General features: G+C 54.5%; 19 protein-coding genes and 1 pseudogene. 10 read left to right on the forward strand and 10 right to left on the reverse strand.

Features of this window, described 5'->3' with window-relative positions; translation table 11 throughout:
- Positions 1–92 precede the first annotated feature (92 nt).
- The 7 genes from CO583_RS05795 to CO583_RS05825 all read left to right on the forward strand — a co-directional run bounded on the left by CO583_RS05795 (position 93) and on the right by CO583_RS05825 (position 5,939).
- Entirely contained in the window at positions 93–530 is a 438-nt protein-coding gene (locus tag CO583_RS05795) for a hypothetical protein (protein WP_043557919.1), read from the forward strand.
- Between the two features lie 23 nt (positions 531–553).
- A complete protein-coding gene (locus CO583_RS05800; protein WP_043557917.1) occupies positions 554–1,297 on the forward strand; it encodes an ATP-binding cassette domain-containing protein in 744 nt (247 codons plus the stop codon).
- Positions 1,294–2,175: a hypothetical protein gene (locus CO583_RS05805; RefSeq protein ID WP_249103249.1), complete on the forward strand. Its 882-nt coding sequence runs from the start codon at positions 1,294–1,296 to the stop codon at positions 2,173–2,175. The genes CO583_RS05800 and CO583_RS05805 overlap by 4 nt, the downstream gene beginning before the upstream one ends.
- Positions 2,172–2,837 carry a YdcF family protein gene (locus CO583_RS05810; protein WP_081563284.1) on the forward strand — a complete coding sequence of 222 codons (666 nt, stop codon included), beginning with the start codon at positions 2,172–2,174 and terminating at the stop codon, positions 2,835–2,837. Before CO583_RS05805 ends, CO583_RS05810 begins: the two co-directional genes overlap by 4 nt.
- 67 nt (positions 2,838–2,904) lie before the next feature.
- Positions 2,905–3,660: a 1-acyl-sn-glycerol-3-phosphate acyltransferase gene (locus tag CO583_RS05815; RefSeq protein ID WP_043558381.1), complete on the forward strand. Its 756-nt coding sequence runs from the start codon at positions 2,905–2,907 to the stop codon at positions 3,658–3,660.
- Between the two features lie 228 nt (positions 3,661–3,888).
- A complete protein-coding gene (locus CO583_RS05820; protein ID WP_249103251.1) occupies positions 3,889–5,085 on the forward strand; it encodes a hypothetical protein in 1,197 nt (398 codons plus the stop codon).
- Positions 5,082–5,939 carry an NrtR DNA-binding winged helix domain-containing protein gene (locus CO583_RS05825; RefSeq protein WP_249103253.1) on the forward strand — a complete coding sequence of 286 codons (858 nt, stop codon included), beginning with the start codon at positions 5,082–5,084 and terminating at the stop codon, positions 5,937–5,939. Before CO583_RS05820 ends, CO583_RS05825 begins: the two co-directional genes overlap by 4 nt.
- A 298-nt stretch (positions 5,940–6,237) precedes the next feature.
- Here the strand turns inward: CO583_RS05825 and CO583_RS05830 are convergent.
- The 10 genes and pseudogenes from CO583_RS05830 to CO583_RS05875 form a co-directional block, all read right to left on the reverse strand.
- Positions 6,238–7,191 (reverse strand): annotated as a pseudogene (locus CO583_RS05830) (hemagglutinin repeat-containing protein).
- Positions 7,158–7,562 (reverse strand): hemagglutinin repeat-containing protein, encoded by a 405-nt coding sequence (locus CO583_RS09265; protein ID WP_143539906.1) that lies wholly within the window; start codon positions 7,560–7,562, stop codon positions 7,158–7,160. The pseudogene CO583_RS05830 and the gene CO583_RS09265 overlap by 34 nt, the downstream one beginning before the upstream one ends.
- A 77-nt stretch (positions 7,563–7,639) precedes the next feature.
- On the reverse strand, positions 7,640–7,801 hold the full coding sequence (locus CO583_RS05840) for a hypothetical protein (protein ID WP_249103255.1): 162 nt from the start codon (positions 7,799–7,801) through the stop codon (positions 7,640–7,642).
- A gap of 352 nt (positions 7,802–8,153) precedes the next feature.
- Positions 8,154–8,468, reverse strand: a complete 315-nt coding sequence (locus CO583_RS05845) for a hypothetical protein (protein WP_248630599.1) — start codon at positions 8,466–8,468, stop codon at positions 8,154–8,156.
- 42 nt (positions 8,469–8,510) lie between these two features.
- Positions 8,511–8,819, reverse strand: a complete 309-nt coding sequence (locus tag CO583_RS05850) for a hypothetical protein (RefSeq protein ID WP_081563278.1) — start codon at positions 8,817–8,819, stop codon at positions 8,511–8,513.
- Positions 8,820–8,869: 50 nt separating this feature from the next.
- Positions 8,870–9,502, reverse strand: a complete 633-nt coding sequence (locus tag CO583_RS05855; protein WP_248630600.1) for a polymorphic toxin type 50 domain-containing protein — start codon at positions 9,500–9,502, stop codon at positions 8,870–8,872.
- A gap of 39 nt (positions 9,503–9,541) precedes the next feature.
- Positions 9,542–9,967, reverse strand: coding sequence for a hypothetical protein (locus CO583_RS05860; RefSeq protein ID WP_248630601.1), 426 nt, complete (start codon positions 9,965–9,967; stop codon positions 9,542–9,544).
- A gap of 145 nt (positions 9,968–10,112) precedes the next feature.
- Entirely contained in the window at positions 10,113–10,772 is a 660-nt protein-coding gene (locus tag CO583_RS05865; protein WP_249103257.1) for a hypothetical protein, read from the reverse strand.
- Positions 10,773–11,087: 315 nt separating this feature from the next.
- Positions 11,088–11,768, reverse strand: coding sequence for a hypothetical protein (locus tag CO583_RS05870; protein WP_248630603.1), 681 nt, complete (start codon positions 11,766–11,768; stop codon positions 11,088–11,090).
- A gap of 171 nt (positions 11,769–11,939) precedes the next feature.
- Positions 11,940–13,124, reverse strand: coding sequence for a hypothetical protein (locus CO583_RS05875; RefSeq protein ID WP_249103259.1), 1,185 nt, complete (start codon positions 13,122–13,124; stop codon positions 11,940–11,942).
- A gap of 449 nt (positions 13,125–13,573) precedes the next feature.
- Between CO583_RS05875 and nadA the strand changes: the two genes are divergently transcribed.
- The 3 genes from nadA to nadC are packed head-to-tail and all read left to right on the forward strand — an operon-like array spanning position 13,574 to position 16,942.
- On the forward strand, positions 13,574–14,560 hold the full coding sequence (gene nadA / locus CO583_RS05880; protein ID WP_248630693.1) for a quinolinate synthase NadA: 987 nt from the start codon (positions 13,574–13,576) through the stop codon (positions 14,558–14,560).
- 11 nt (positions 14,561–14,571) lie between these two features.
- Positions 14,572–16,038 (forward strand): L-aspartate oxidase, encoded by a 1,467-nt coding sequence (locus CO583_RS05885; RefSeq protein WP_248630605.1) that lies wholly within the window; start codon positions 14,572–14,574, stop codon positions 16,036–16,038.
- Positions 16,039–16,072: 34 nt separating this feature from the next.
- On the forward strand, positions 16,073–16,942 hold the full coding sequence (gene nadC, locus CO583_RS05890) for a carboxylating nicotinate-nucleotide diphosphorylase (RefSeq protein WP_043557912.1): 870 nt from the start codon (positions 16,073–16,075) through the stop codon (positions 16,940–16,942).
- The last annotated feature ends 3 nt before the right edge of the window (positions 16,943–16,945 follow it).

The raw sequence follows: 16,945 nt of genomic DNA on the forward strand, positions 1-16,945 counted from the left end.
GAACAGAGGCCCCTCCGCCCTGCTTTCCGTCTCCCTCGCCATTACTATGCCATTGCCAGCCCGGCTGTCTTGCAGGAAGGTCTGAAACATTCATGGATACATCGCCCTCTTCCTCCCATTCCTCCCCGGCACGGGGCGAACGCCTGCTCTCGGCCACGCCATCACGCCAGCAGCAGGGCGGAGCCATCATGGGGCGGGTCCTGCTCAACCTCATATGGGCCGTGGCGCATTTCGTTTTCAGCTTTCTCATTCAGCTGACAGAACTGTTTGCTCCCATCCTGCTCATCCTTGGCGTCGGCTGGTCCCTGCTGCCGCACCTTGTCACCGTTGCCACGGCCAATCTCGGGTCCCTCACGGAAGACCAGCAGACGCATGAGATCGTCAATCACATCGCCCATACCATCCCCGAACAGCTCATGGTAGCCGGTCACACCCTTACACCGCACGGGCTGATAAAGGATGGTCTGCTCCTCATGGCTCTGGCAGCAGCCTCCTCCACGGCGGCGGCCTGGCTGGCCCGGAGGCTCTGAGGCACAGCCATGCGGAGCCCTGCATGATCGCCCTGGAGACGCTTCCGCTGCCTGTCGGCACGTCTCTCGTGCCGGGTGGCGTGCAGCACCTGTCCCTGCGGCTGGAACGGGGTGGCACCCTCTGGGTGACGGGCCCTGCCGAAGCGGGCAAGACAGCCCTGCTGGATACCATCGCCCTGCGCCGCCCTGCCACGGGCGGGATGATGACCCTCCTCAACCATGCCGCAGGGCCCGGCCTTTCCGCACGGGGTCGCAGGCAGCTCCAGCAGCGCATCGGGTACATCGAGGCAGCCCCCCTTTTCATGGACCGCCTGACGCTGGCGGACAATATTGCCCTGCCGCTGGAGCTGAACCACCTGCGCAGAGCAGATGTGAAACGGGAAACCGACTCCATCATCCGCTGGTTCGGGCTGGAGAGCCATGCACAGCTTCTTCCTCACTCACTCAGTCAGACCATGAGAATGCGGGCCGCCTGTGCCCGGGCCCTGATCACCCAGCCTTCCATCGTCTTGGTAGATGAACCAGCCCTGACCCTCTGCCCTGTCCTGCGGGATCATCTTCTTTCCACCCTGCGGGGCCTGGCCAGAAATGGCACCACAACCCTTCTGGCCATGCAGCACCAGCCAGAAGGGACAGACCCTGATGACCAGCTCCTGACCCTGCCCCGGCTCCCCCCATCACCGGAAGTCTCCATTTCTTCTGCCTCCGGGAATGATCTGGCAGCCCCGCTGATCCTGTCCCCCAGAGATGAAAGGCTGCTCCCATGACATGCCTGTCCCGTGCTACAGACCGGCCTGCCCTATGGCCCCTGCTGCTTGGCCTCTGTCTCGTCACATGGCTGGCCGGGCTGGCTCTGGCCCTGCCCCATGGTGTGGATGGAGCTGTCCAACGCTGGGAAGGACAGGTGAACAGCCAGATCGTCATCGCCCTGCCTGTGATCGGCAAGGAGGCTCCCGCCCTGGCGGACAGCCTGCCCAAAGCCCTGACCGCCACATTCCCCGAAACCCACGCCACCCTCCTGCCAGAGCAGGAGGTTTCCCGACTTCTGGCCGCATGGTCCGCCCCGTGGGAGGGGCCTCTCCCCAGGATTCTCACCCTCTCGTATCATGGGGACATGACCAGACTGGCCGCCTTTGTTCACAGCACCGCCCCAGAGGCCATCATCGTTCCGCCGCCCCCCCAGCTGACAAAGCTTACCCCACTCATGACAGTCCTCCAGCAGACTGCACGCCATGTCGCCCTGATGGCTGGGCTGGCAGCAGCCCTGATCGTTCCCGCCCTGCTCTATTTGGCAGCCAGAACCGTCGCTCTGGCCAACCGGCAGCAGCAGGCCGTGCTGTGGAGACTGGGCGGAAAGCTGTCCGTCCTTCACCGTATTTTTGCCCGGCGGGTCGCCCTGATGGCCTTTCTGGGCAGCCTTGCTGGCATCGTCCTGCTCCTGCCTTCACTGGGCTTCATCACCGCTGCTCTGCACCCTCTGCTGCGCCTGCCACCCGCAGAGGGAAGCATGTCGTCCTTCATCTCTCCATCACTGCTGCCAGCCCGGCTCTGGCTGGCCTTTTCCCTGATGCCGGTCCTGATGGCACTGGCGGGCTGGGCCATGGTGCATCTGGTCTGTGCCAGACAGGGGCAACAGGCATCATGAAACGGCCGGGCCCCACTGTCTGGTCTCTCTTCTCTGGTGGGGTGACCATCGCAGGATGGCTCATGCTGGCCAGTTTCATTTATTTCTGTGCCGATGCCCTGCGCCCCTCACCGGACCTGCACAGCATCCCGGCTGACTGCGACGGCATCGTTGCGCTGACGGGCGGCAAAAACCGCATAGAAGCCGGAATTGCCCTGCTCCAGCAGAAACCGGAGCGACTGCTCCTGATCTCCGGCGTTTCCCCCCATACGGGGCTGAACCATATTCTGGCCGCCACCGGAATCGGCCCGCTGCCGCCGGATCTGACGCAGCGCATCAGCCTTGGATATCGGGCCGCCACTACCATCGGCAATGCATGGGAAACCGCCCAATGGGCAAAGCAGAAAAACCTGCATCATCTTGTTCTGGTCACGGCGGGGTATCACATGCGCCGCTCCCTGCTGGAGTTCCACGATATTGCCCCGCAGCTTCAGTTCACCCCCTACTGGGTGCAGCCTCCCGCCATGAGCACCCCCTTTCATCCACACACCATGCTGCTGATGTTCAGCCAGTACGGAAAGCTGATCGGGGCCTTCATCCGTCTCATGGTCCTCCACCAGCCGGACCATGCCCAGGAAGGATTCCGCCCTGTTCCTCCAGCTTCAGGAACACCTCCCGCCTGATTTCTGGCTCGCCCATCTTTTTCCCTTGCTCTTCGGATAGATTCTGCGCCATGCAGGGAGCATTATGATGAGTCTCGTCCGTGGCAGCCTGTTCAACCTGTATCTCCTGATTCTGACCCTCGTCATGGGGGTCTTCGCCTTTCCTATCCGCCTGCTCAACCGGCGGGATGCCGCCTTGGGCTATGCCAAGCTCTGGTCCAGGGCCGTGCTCTGGGGGCTGGAACGCCTCTGCGGCATCCGCATCGTCATCAGCGGGCAGGAGAACCTGCCTGATGGCCCTGCGCTCATTGCCTCACAGCATCAGTCTTTCTTTGATGGTTTTGTCTGGATGAATACCGTGCCGCTGCCGGCCTATGTCATCAAGAAGGAACTGACATCCATTCCGCTGGTCGGCCCCATGCTCATTCTCAGCGGCATGATTCCTGTCGATCGTTCCGGCGGATCTCAGGCCCTGCGGGGCATGATGGATGCCGTGGCAAAGGCACAGGGAGCCGGACGACAGATCATCATCTTCCCGCAGGGCACACGCACGAAACCCGGTCAGGCTGTTCCGCTACAGAATGGCGTCATCGCTCTGGCCCGACAGGCCACCTGCCCCATCCTTCCCGTAGTGACGAATTCCGGCCTGTTCTGGCCACATTCCCCGTGGCGGAAATACCCCGGCACGCTCCGGGTTGCCATCGGGAAGCCTCTCGCCGCCAGCCTGAAGGGACGTGACCTCATACCGGCCATCAGCGGCGCCTGGGAGGCACTCTGCAAGGAACATGACCTGCCCCATGAAGCTGTGGAAAACTCTGTGGATGTGAAGAAGGATAACCAGTAATTCCTGTCCCGCACGGAATGGACGCAGGTATAGACCATGAAAGTGCTGCCCTGTGGGTATCTGCCTAACCATCTGTAATACAACACATTTCATGAGGCCTGCAGAAGGCCTCCCTTTTTGCCCCGTATCAACATTCTGGTGTGATTACTCTACAAAAGGTGAAGAACCTTCTGGGGACAAAGTAACAGGCCCGTCGTTCTATCCTTCTTCCACAGCGGAGGACAAATCTTGAGCCTGTTCCGCCGCCGTTCCATCCTGATCACCTCCTGTCTGTTCCTCGCTCTTCTGGCAGGCAGCTGGGGGTTGTACCTTCGGACGCAGGCCCTGCTTTCCAACCAGCTGGCCCATCTGGCCGTCCAGTCCCTGCCTTCGGACGGTCCCACCCCAACCCTGACCATACAGAAAACCTCTGCCAGAGGATGGCCTTTCGGGGCCTGGCGTCGGCTTTACGGCGTGTCCTTTCACACCCATCTCAACGGGGCCGATATTGTCGGGGCCACCCCCATGCTCCGCCTGGGTGGGAACTGGCTGGACTGGGCACATTCCCTGACCACACGGACCGAACTTCCACTACAGCTGCCGGACAGCACCATCCTCCGCATGGTCCGCAACGGCGAAAGCCTGACCCTGCGCCTGCGCAAGGCAAAACTGCGCATCAGCAAGGAAACTCTTCCCTGTCCACCAGATGCCAGATGCCATGACCACGGCACGCTGCCCCTGTACTGGGCACATTTCCGCATTGCTGAACTGGAACTGGCCTCCTCCCGCCTGTCACACAGCCTCATGCTGAATCACCCTGCCGGGACCATCCGTTTTGCACCGCAGTCCCTGTCGCAACCTGATCCTGCCCTGCAGAACAGGCCTCTGCTTTCCGCTGCCATCACGGCCAGAGAGCTGACCTATCCCTCCTCATTTCTACAGAATTTTCGGGTGGAACAGGTTCATGCTGCTTTTGCCCTGCTACCCGGCACCGGCACGACACCCCTCAGATTGCCGCCAGAAACCGATCATGCCACATCCTCCTGGCCTGACATCCCATTACAGCTCAGGCTTCATGAGCTCAGTGCCACCATCCATCCGGTGGCTCCGGGAAAACAGAATACGCCACCGCCGCATCTCTCCCTTGGTGGCAAACTTTATGTCCCGGCCTTTTCTGGCATTCTGTCCGTCAGTCTGACCAACTGGCAGGAGCCCCTGCATGATCTGCTTCAGAGTTCATGGATCCAGCGCAACGTACCCATCGCCATGCAGGGGCTCCTGAACGACATGATGACCAGCCCCCGGATGCTGTCCCTCTCCTCCCATCCCCTGACGGTCAGCATCCCTCTTGACCACGGTGTTCCCCCGGGGCTTTCATCCGACCATTTCGACCATTTGCAGACCCTGTACAGCCATTTCCGCCAGCTTGCTCCTCATCCTCAATGACCTTCCAGAGCCTTTGCCCGACAGACCTGATTACCGTTCTCATGACATTGGGCGATGATGCACCCCACGTCGCCCTGCTACGCCATGACCGGGACACTCCCCCCCTGGAGGAAAGCCATCATTCCCTGCAGAAACGCCTCTGCCATTGGGCGGAAACCCTGACACACTGCCCCATCGGTTACATGGAGCAGCTCTATACATTCAGCTCCTTTCCCATACGGGAACAGACGCCCCATATTCACATCACCTATCTGGCCCTGAGCCACAGCCATCCACGGGACTGTCACGGTTCGCTTTACCAGCGTTTCCCCTGGGAAGACCGCCGGGACGAAAGTGGCAACAAGCAGCTGGCCGAGTTCATCACGGCCATCAGGCAATGGGCCGACAACAATGAGGAACGCCAGAGCCGCATCGCTCCAGCCTTTGGGCTGGATGGCCTGCCGTGGGACGATACCCGTGTTCTGGAGCGTTACGAACTGCTGTGGGAATCCGGGCTGGTGCCACGCAGCCCGCCCAAACAGAAAAACACGGACCGGGATGACCGTCGCCTTCTGGCCACGGCCCTGTCCCGGCTACGTGCCCGCACCCGCTACAGTCCAGCCGTTTTTGAGCTGCTTCCTTCGTCTTTCACTCTTCTACAGCTGCAACAGGCGATGGAAACGGTATCTGGCCGCCTCATGCACAAGCCCAACTTCCGCCGCCTTGTCCTGCATCAGCAGCTTGTGGAAGAAACCGGCACCTACGACCGCCCAACCGTAGGACGCCCCGCCCAGCTATACCGCTTCCGGCCAGCTGCCATGGCTTCCTGCTATCTGGGAGCGGCATTTTTACCGCTTGATGTGCCGACTCTTTAAGCGATTTTTATCACGTATGATGGAACTTCATTGAAACAGGCCCATCTTTAGGGAAAGACATCACAAAACTGTCCCAATTTCCCTGTCCTGCTTCTTCCATAAGTTCGTGAAGTGCTGGTACACCCACCGACACTTCCCCAAGGCATATTCACTCAGGGGGCGCGGACTGGCTTTCACTGCTCTCATCATGCGAACGGTTCCCGACCAGCATGCTCATGGAGGTCTAAGCCATGCCCATGCCGAAGCTGATCATTATCTTCGTCATTGACCCGGAAAGCATGTCGCTCCCGACACCCGCCTAGAAGCCCACGCTCTGGCTCTTCCATGCAAAACTGTTCCCAAGGCTGTGGGCTTCCAGACTGCCCGTATTGAAGTGGTTCTTCTCACGGGACGCCGTGCTGGAGATCACGCCTGCTGTCAGGCTCGTCTTGCCCGCAACGTCAATCCCGATCCCCTGATCGCCCGCATACAGGCCGGAAAGCACCTTCCCCGTCGACGCAAAATGATCCGTCGTCTTCTGGTTCTGATAGCTCGCAGAGACACTGCCACCAGTACCATAAAGCGGTATCTTCACCCCAGCCGTCGCCTGCATGGCCGTGCTGCGGTAATCCGACGTGTTCTGCGGGCTGGTAATCTCCAATTCCGCCGCCTTTACATCAATCCGGGGCGCATTGACCTCCGCTCCCTTCAGCGTGGTCCTGCCACCGGATGTCAGGCTGACGCTATTGGTCGCATTCAGGACCGTATCAACCGCTGTCGCCTGATGGCTCTCCATGTTCGTCCGCTGCATCTACCCGGAGGCAGATAGGCTGAAGCCAACACCGCTCGTGCCCACACTCGCTTCAACACCAACCGAAAGGCCCTTCTGCGTGGTGTGGTTCAGGGCACTCTGACGGTTCCAGCCCGCTTCAAGATCAATATTGTTCTTCGCAGCCAGCTGCGCCGCAATGGCACTGATCAACCCGTCATCCGCCAACCCCGGATGATCGCCACGGGCCACGATGGAAAGCCGGTTGCCCGCTGTGGCCATGCTGCCCAGAACCGTGCTCTGCTCCTGTTCGGAGTGGCTTCTGGTCTTCGACATGTCAAACGAGACCGACACACCGACAAGAGACCCGCTGCCGCCATTGCTGCTGCCGTCACTTCCCCCACTACTGGAGACCTGCGTGCTGCTGGACAGACTGAACAGTTTCGAGAAAACCAGTATCACGGCCGTACTCAGCCCCGTACCCAGCTGATAGGCCCCCTGCATGGCATTGAAGGTCCGCAGCACGGTGCTGCCCTTGCCCTGTGGCTCGCCGCAAGCGCGGACTGCACCACGCTCCCGAGCACGGAATCCCCGGTAAGACCACCGCTGACACCGTAATAGCTGGACATGCTGTCCTGCGTCTGTTTCGGGCTCCGCGACACCGCCCTGAACGCAACCGAGGACGCATCAATACCTATGTCATGTCCCGCACTCAGGCTGGACCCGATAATCGTGGCCGTACCTCCAACCTTCAGGATCAGGTCTCCCTTGTCGGCATTCACCGTGCTGGAAGTCCAGTTCGTGCCATCCCTCGCATCAGCATCACGAGACTTGCCATAACCGACGAACGTCCAAGGCCCTATACGGAAGGGCAATCGGTATCATGATTTACAATAAAAAAACCGGGTTCTCATTACAGAACCCAGCCTATACCATAAAATACGAAAACCCCTCATTTACTATCAAGTGAAAGCAAATTATCATAGGGCAGGTCCACATCAAATCCTACACCATGCTCATCAAAAATACGCTCCAGATCCTTACAAAACTCTTCGCAAATATTATTGATAACCTGCGGATCATTCTCTTCATCGAGAGAAATAAGATACTTCACAGCTAAACCCTTACCAAGAACGGTAGGAATAAAATAACAATTAAGCCAATTCTCTTCACTTTTATCTAGAAACATTTTTTCAGAATAATTCTAATATCGAATCCATCCCTACGATAATAAATCAGCCCTGAAAACCCCAATCGAGTCAAAGCTGCCATCGCTTTTTCAAACCATATCTCCTCAACTACATCCGCTCCAAACAAATCAGCTGTAAAAGGCATGTCACCATCACCTTCAGCAACAATGCCTGCTAAAAAATTTTGATAAAATGTAAAAAATCTGCATCAGATACATTCATAACCTATCCCTAATATCTATTTTTAATATTTAATCGGAAAAATATAAATATCATCTACCAACACTCTTTTCTAGCATAAATAATTCTCCCAAACTTACCCACAGAGTTAAATTTTTCATTTGATAAAATATCTGAAAATATAATATCCCCAACATCTTTTAAGAAAGAGCTTGTGGCTATTTTTTTCTTAATCCTATAGAAATTCATTTTTACCTTACCCTTTGAACTTTCATCAAAAGCGAATGTTACATGTATATCATTCCCGATAAAATTAACCGATACAAATCGTAAATTTCTATGCACCTCCCCAAGTAAAGCTTGTGATACCCCTACAAGCCTCATATTCCTTTCACGTTGTGAAATCTGCATTCTACCCTCACTGTGTAAACTTATAAATCCAATACAAACATACTATTCTTCATACCTCATATAAATGATATATGGGAGAGTCTCTATTTCACAAAGCGGTTCCTCCGAGAAAAAAATTCTATCTTCTATATCTGATGCATCTTCCAAATTAAATGCAGCATCAATTTCTGTAATCACGCAATCCATCTCCTCAATATCCTCATCATTCACAGGTCTATCTAAAACCATATGTACTCTAATAACTAAATCCTCACCGTAATCCGCAGATATTAAACGAATTTCAGGATATATCTCTCCTAAAAATGCTGTCATAATACATAAATAAATATCCGGTATCATTTCTATAGACATAGATTCCTCTCTTCTTAGCCTTTACCAAGACAGAAAATTCATAATACTTTTTATTTATTTTCCCATCCCTTTGGGGCTGCTGGAACGATATGTGCACCTTTCTTAGACACATGTATACTACCTATAGTAGTGTCAGAGAATTTTCCTTCCCCCTGTGTATATTCCCCGATTTTTTTATTAAAATCAAACTTATATATAGAGTCCCTAGGACCCATACCTAAAAAATCATATTTCCTCGACAATGCTCCTTCCAACAGTTCCACTGGGTCTACATCCGAAGACATTATAGATCTACCTGGAATGTAATCATTATGACCTACAATATGCTTCCCCTGCTTTCCATCATGAATACCTTTTCCTGCTGCTTTCTCGTTAAATTCTAAAAACTGTCTGTCAATTTCCTCTAAATCTGAATTACCACCTTTACTTGCCTCTATAGCCTCTAATGATAGAGAGGAATTTTTTCCTATATTTTTAAATGCAGGGTCATCCTGCCTGACACTTTTTACAACCTGACCAGCTGCAGTTTCTTTTTTGCCAAGATTGGCAGCACCTTCTGCTGCATGTCCTGCCAAAGCAGCCCCAAACTCCTCCCCAGTCACAGCCATAAACTGGGCCTGAGCAAGCCTTTCGAAAGCATCCCCACCAAACTTGAGGATCACCCCCACCACAGCACTCTTCATAAGCTGGAGCGAGCCAGTAATCACAGGAGCCACAACAGCCTATGTATCGATACCAAAGGTATCCAAACCTGCTGATCCCGCCTGGATAGCAGCAAGATATGGATGTCCTTCCTGCTCCAACCTGCCAGCTAATGTATAACCAAAGGCAGTTCCAGGTGGGCCTGGGATCATGGAGCCCCCCGTTAAAGCAATATCAAAAGCCAAAGCTTCGACTGCATCTGTATTCGAATTTTTTTCCTCGTCCTCTTCCTTCTGTTCTGCCTCCTTCCCACGATAGGCACTATCATTATACTGCTCGATGGCCGCTGCTGCCGCTGCACCAGTCAGCGCACTGACTGAGGCACTGCCCTTACCTGCAACCAGTCCTCCAACAGCCCCACCAGCCACTGCGGCAGCACTGCTGAACATGTTGGCAATACTGTCATACAGCGTACCGTCGCTGCTGCCCGTCAGCCCCGTCGCCACGGCCTCCGCCAATGGACGGGTCGTCGCTGCCGTCACTTTCCCGGCAAGCGTACCCAGACCAGCAGCAGTCAGGTTCTCCTCCCGCCAAGGCCGCAATACCGGCTGCCCCAGCCACAAAAGAAAATTAAAAATTAATTCTAACAACTCATCTATAAAGCCACATCAACCACATCGCCAAGCAAAGTCTATTTATTAACCTAGCCATAGACATCATATAAAAATTTACGCTCCTTAATGAGCAAGAAATATACTGAACATTACCGGTACGGAAGCATTCAAAATAAATATTAATATATTTAATAAAATCAAAATATCTATCTCTGAATTTTGTAAAAATTTCTTTCGGCAACATCTTCATCTCTAAAAATTTATCATCAAAAAGAACGACAACATAATTTCTGGAATTTTCAATACATTCTATTAGAGAAACATCCTCATCAAGATTATTGAATAAAAAACCCTTTCCATACAATTTATACAGCTTCTCACTTATATTTAGATATATGCTAGAAATTTTACCTTGATTTCCTGGATAATCTAGGAAATCAAGGACCTTAAAAATCAACTGATTAACAGACATAAAGAAATAACTTATATCATTAAGAAATCCATCAAATTTAATCAAATGCTCCTCGAAATATTCTCTTTTCAATTTATTTATTTCAATTCCACTATGATAATTTCTATCCAACATTTCTAGAAAATTTGTGAACTTTCGTTGACTACGAAAAAACTCCTCCATCTCCTCAAGAACTTCAAAATAAACTTCAGGATAGTTATCGCATAACTCATGAAGACTATCCAAAAAAGCTCTTATCATTAATAATATCTCCTACCTATCCATGTGTTTCTAAACACAACTTCCCTCTACCTGACACCGCAGCCGTACCTATTCACCCCATCATCGATTTAAAAAATAATCAACATCTCCTCCTAAAACCAATCCACCTTGAAAGAACTTCAATATTCTGGTCAAAATAAATATCATCATAATCTATATAGAAAAATAAGTTTTTACATTATATTGAGTTATTATATGACTTCCAATAAAAATATGCGTCATGGCCTTTCCCATATAAGGGGATTGCACTCTTAAAATAAACATGAAATCGTTGGGAGTTTATACACAAAACCATAAGCTCCCCAAGAATGAACAAAAATCATCTATGAAATCGACTAGTGCCATCATATAAAAATTAACCATTCTCATTGAACGAGAAATATAAAAAATACTATTATCAAGAAAAGACTGAAAATAAACAAGAATAGCATCAATGAAGTTTAAATAATTATTCCTAAAATCTGAATAATAAACCCCAAGAAATATTTTTTTATTTGTGAATGGTACTTCAGGAAGACTAAGAAAATATTTTTTACATTCTTCAATGTAATTGATTATTAAATTACTCTCCCCAGAAACACTATTCTCAGAGAGAAGATGTCCTTTATAAAAACCAAGAAACCCCTCACCTACAGAAGAGGCATCATCATGGAAATCACTTTTTTCTTCAACACCATCTAAAAAATCAAGAATATTAAATATTAAATGATTGAGTGAGATGAAAAAACTACGCACATCATCCAAAATCTCATCTATTTTGAATATTCTTTCCCTAAGAGATTCTTTTCTCAAACTGAATCCTAGATCTAAATGATGAATACGTTCATTAATAGAATACCATAAGCTTAAAAAAGCTTTTTTGCTATGAATCCCTTCTCCAATTTCATCTGAAACATCAAGATGGAACCCACCATACCTACCGGACAAATTATAAAGACTTTCTAGAAAATCTTCTATCACAGTCAAAACCTCCTACCCTTTGCACTCACCGTCTTCTTATCATTGATCGATCCATCCAGATTTACAACCGGTCTTTCTGCCCTAAACTTAGAGAATACCTCTAAGTGATCATCATGAGCCGTATCAATATAAAAACTAGCCCCCTTAATTATTTCACTAGTTCTAATAGAATTATTCTTCAATGTCTGACCAAAACCAGGAGACTCTAAAAAAATCCTCCATCTTAAAAGGCTCTTTAGCTCTACTTGCCCCGCCATCTCCAGTACCTTTCTTTCCACCTCCAGCGACCGCCTTTTCATCCTGCCGGACACTCTTCATGACCTGACCGACGGCCGTTTCCTCTTTCACAGCATTATTGGCGACACCCTCTGCTGCATGTCCTGCCAAAGCAGCCCCAAACTCCTCCCCAGTCACAGCCATAAACTGGGCCTGAGCAAGCCTTTCGAAAGCATCTCCACCAAACTTGAGGATCGCCCCCACCACAGCACTCTTCGCAAGCCAGAGCGAACCGGTAATCGCAGGAGACACAACAACAGATGTATCAATACCAAAGGTATCCAAACCTGCTGATCCCGCCTGGATAGCAGCAAGATATGGGTGTCCTTCCTGCTCCAACCTGCCAGCCAATGTATAACCAAAGGCAGTTCCAGGTGGGCCTGGGATCATGGAACCAGCGGTTAATGCACCATCAAGAACTGCATCCACGACCGCCTTCGTTTCTTCTTTCTGCTGCTCTTCCTTCTGTTCTGCCTCCTTCCCACGATGGGCACTATCATTATACTGCTCGATGGCCGCTGCCGCCGCTGCACCAGTAAGCGCACTGACTGACGCACTGCCCTTGCCCGCAACCAGTCCTCCAACAGCTCCACCAGCCGCAGCGGCAGCACTGCTGAACATGCTGGCAATGCTGTCATGCAGCGTTCCCTTACTGTTACCCGTCAGAGCTGCAACACCGGCCGCCCCGCCAGCTTCCAGAAGATCACGCACGACTTCTCTACCAGAAAACAGGCCAGAAGAATCTGCTGGCGGCAAACCCTGCTTCGCACGACTTCTATCTTCCTCATCCTGTATCTTCTGGAAGGCCGTTCCAACAATCTCACCGACGAGCTGCGTGCCAAGCTGTCCGGCCTGTATCTGGTTCTGTAGCTTCTGCGCATCAAACCTGTTCGTCAGGGCACCATTGGCATGGGCAACGTCGTGACTGTATGACCCCGTGACACGCCCCGCATTGACCGTGATGATGTCGCTGATAGCAGACTGGCTTTCACTACTCTCATCATGCAAACGCCCTCCACCAAGAAGACCCGCAGAGTTCGCCGCCATCCCCTTGGCAAGGCCGACGAGCTTCTGCGACATCGATCCGGTAACCAAGCCGCCGCCTGCATGGCCGTGCTACGATAATCCGATATGTTCGCCCGTTGCATCTGCCCGAAAGCAGACAGGCTGCCATGAATGAGCCGAAGCCACTACCGTATTCCAAAGCCAGAAAGAGACAAAGGCTGAGCCTGCGATGATGCCCCCGCCACCATTACCCATCCGGTTCCCGGAGAAAGGCTGACCTTTCCGCCCACATATCTGGCTCCATTCCGGGTATCTCCGGTAACCGTACCCCCCAACCAGAAAACGCCACCTTCCCCTGATTGTGGAGAGCCTCTGCCCAGTCACTCCCATCCAGAATACGCTCCCGAAAGAACGGTACGATCTTTCCTCCTAACACACCCGGAGCAGAAACCCCTTGGCATGGTCTCCAGCAGGGCCTATATTATGCTCATAGTGAGTATAACCTTGGTAAGGACCTCTCCATGATGCAGGGCATTGCCCCTTCTCCGTCCCGCGCTGCGCTGTACAGCCCCGTGGCCTCCCTCATGGCCCGGCAGGACTGGGACCGGCTTTTTGCAGATGACATCGAGGCCATTCTCGAGCTGAAGCGCAAGCATAATGCCGTCATCCTCGCCCATAATTATCAGACGCCAGAAATCTTCCACTGCGTGTCCGACATCAGGGGGGACAGTCTGGCTCTAGCCCGTGAGGCCCAGAATCTGGAACAGGATGTCATCATCATGGCGGGCGTCCATTTCATGGCCGAAACGGTCAAGCTGCTGAACCCCACAAAGACCGTCCTCATCCCGGACGAACTGGCAGGCTGCTCCCTGGCCGAAGGCATCACGGCGGAAAATGTCCGCACCCTGCGGGAACGCCACCCCGGCGTGCCGGTCGTTACCTATGTGAACAGTTCCGCTGCCGTAAAGGCCGAGACAGACGTCTGCTGCACGTCCGGCAATGCACGCCGTGTCGTGGAAAGCCTTGGCGTACCGGAAGTCATCATGATCCCCGATGAATTCCTTGCCCGGAACATCGAGCGGGAAACCGGCATCAAGATGCACACATGGTCAGCCCGCTGCGAAGTCCATGAACGGTTCACCCCGCAGGAAATCCGCCAGTACCGGCGGATGCATGGCCCGCTCCATATCATTGCGCATCCGGAATGTTCACCCGATGTCGTGGCAGAAGCCGACCATGCCGGGTCCACGGCCAGCATGATGGACTACATCGCCCAGCATAAACCTGAAAAGGTCATGCTCATCACCGAATGTTCCATGAGCGACAACCTCGCCGCCATGCACCCGCAGACCGACTTCATCCGTCCCTGCAATCTCTGCCCGCACATGAAGCGCATCACCCTGAAGAACATCCGTCAGGCTCTGGAAACCATGAACACCGAAGTCACCATCCCGGCTGACCTTCAGGAACCGGCCCGCCGCTCCGTCGAGCGGATGCTGGCCATCAAATGAAGGACCGTCCCATGCAGGGACATGCCCTTTCCCGCCACGCAGGCTGGCCAGTCATCATCGGGGCCGGGCTGGCTGGCCTCATGGCGGCTCTGGAGATGGACGGCCCCTGCGTGCTGCTTGCTCCCTCCTTCACAGGGGAAGGAACATCCAGCACCCTGGCCCAGGGCGGCATGGCAGCGGCGGTCGGTCCCGGTGACAGTCCGGCCAGCCACGCCGAGGATACGCTCAGGGCCGGTGCCGGTCTGTGTGATCCGGCCATCGTGCAGCGCATCACCGAGGCAGGGCCGGGTGCCGTGGAAACGCTCCTGCGGCTTGGCGTGCCCCTGGCCCATGATGGAAAGGGGCAGCTTTCCCTCCATCTGGAAGCTGCCCACAGCCATGAGCGGATTGTCTTTGCCGGTGGCGACCGGAGCGGACAGGTCATCCTTCAGCATGTTCTCCAGCAGGCCCGGGAAAAGGACACCATCCACTGGCTACAGGCCACGCTGGAAGGGTTCCACGCCCCTGATGGGACAGTGCAGGGTGTATGGACATCCGCCGGGTTCATCCCCACACGGCACTGCATTCTGGCCAGCGGCGGCTGCGGCGGGCTGTATCAGCACACGACCAGCCCGCTTCCCAACAGGGGTACGACACTGGCTCTGGCCGCACGAGCAGGAGCCACTCTGCGGGACATGGAATTCACACAGTTTCACCCTACGGCCCTCGTCTCACCGGGCCAGACAGGCCGCCTCTCCCTCATCAGTGAGGCCGTGCGGGGAGCCGGAGCCGTGCTGCGTCTGGATGACGGCCACCGTTTTACGGAAGAACTCGCCCCCCGTGATGTCGTCAGCCGGGCCATCGCTGCCCAGCTGCGGGAAGGACGCACCGTCTTTCTGGATGGACGCTCCCTGCCGGGTGCCCCCTTCAGCGCACGTTTCCCCGGCATCACACAGGCCTGCCGAAAAGCCGGTCTTGATCCGGACACCCAGCTTCTCCCCGTCCAGCCCGCCATGCACTACCACATGGGCGGCCTGAAGGTGGACCAGACAGGCCGCACGACCCTGAAGGGATTGTGGGCCTGCGGAGAGGTCGCCTGTACCGGCCTTCATGGTGCCAACAGGCTGGCCAGCAACTCCCTGCTGGAGGCTCTGGTCTGCGGGCAATGGGCAGGGCGGGACGTCAACACCAGCCGGAACGACGGAACAGCTCCCCCTCCCGCCACGGTACCGGCACGCCCCACCTTCACGACGGACTGGCCTTTCCGGGCTGAAATGCAGCAGCATCTCGGCATTCTCCGCACCCACACAGGACTGGAAAATTTTCTGGAACGTACCCTGCCACTGGCCCGCCAGAATCTCTGCGCCCTGACCGCCTCCTTCATCGGCTGGGCCGCCCTGAACCGCCCGGAACAGAGAGGGGCACACTGGCGGGAAGACACGCCCGGTCTTCAGCCGCCCCGTCACATCGACATGCAGCTGACCGACCTGCCCCTGTAACCTCCTTCCATCCAGCACCAGGAGACCTATCATCATGGCCCTTGAGACGCTTTTCCTGCCCGACCTGCTCTGGGAACCGGTCATCAGCAACGCCCTGCGGGAAGATTTCGGCACAGGTGGCGACGTCACCACGCAGGCTCTCATGCAGGGCCAGCCCACACTTCGGGCCTCCTTCGTCGCCCGGCAGGATGGACGGCTGGCCGGACTTCCCGGTGCCCGTCTGGCCTTCACGCTTCTGGATGGCCGGACCCGTTTCACACCCTTCAGGCAGGAGGGCGACCGCATCACCCGTGGCGACGTTCTGGCCGAGGTGGAAGGCCCGGCCAGCGCCGTGCTGGGCGGGGAACGTGTGGCCCTCAACCTGCTGTCCCATCTCAGCGGAATCGCCACCACCACGGGCCAGATCGTGGATGCCGTGGAAGGTACGGGGGTCAGTATCTGCTGCACCCGCAAGACGCTCCCCGGCCTGCGTGCCCTACAGAAATATGCCGTCCGGGCTGGTGGTGGCAGCAATCACCGCCACAGGCTGGATGATGCCATCATGCTCAAGGACAACCATCTGGCTCTTTTCGGCAGCAACATCCCCGCCGCACTGGCCGCTGCCCGCCAGCGGGCCGGACACCTCATGAAGATCGAGCTGGAAGTGGACTCCCTCGCCCAGCTTGCCGAGGCGCTGGACTGCCCCGACGGGCCGGATGCCTACCTGCTGGACAACATGACCCCCGCCATGCTGCGTGAGGCCGTGAACATGATCGAAGGCCGGGCCATTGCCGAGGCCTCCGGCGGCATCACGCCCGACACGGCCCGCAGCATTGCCGAAAGTGGCGTGGACATCCTCTCCCTCGGCTGGCTGACCCACAGCGTGAAAGCACTGGATATCGGGCTGGACATCCGCACGGCCTGACAA

This window comes from Parasaccharibacter sp. TMW2.1882, assembly GCF_023337635.1.
GTDB classification, from domain to species: Bacteria; Pseudomonadota; Alphaproteobacteria; order Acetobacterales; family Acetobacteraceae; genus Bombella; species Bombella apis.